Below are 256 nucleotides of genomic sequence, written 5' to 3' on the forward strand. Positions count from 1 at the left end.
GATTGGGATATTGCGTGCAGGCTACGTTTGTACCCCTGTCAACCCGCTATATACTGGCCGAGAATTACGCCATCAGCTTAACGATTCTGGTGCCCAAGCAATTTTTGTGGTCGATAACTTTGCCCAAGCGCTCGAGCAAGTCATTGAAGAAACGTCTATCAAACGTATTATCCTATCGAAGATGGGCGATATGATGGGTTTGAAAGGTATTTTGGTCAATACAATTATTCGTCAGGTCAAACGCTTAGTACCCAAG

The 256-nt window shown here is 44.5% G+C and carries 1 protein-coding gene; it reads left to right on the plus strand.

All coding sequences use genetic code 11. The features are described from left to right. On the plus strand, nt 1–256 hold a 256-nt coding region (locus SB725_RS32455), incomplete at both ends, for an AMP-binding protein (protein ID WP_410923611.1).

This window comes from Pseudomonas sp. SIMBA_041 (assembly GCF_046535095.1).
Taxonomy (GTDB): domain Bacteria; phylum Pseudomonadota; class Gammaproteobacteria; order Pseudomonadales; family Pseudomonadaceae; genus Aquipseudomonas; species Aquipseudomonas mucoides.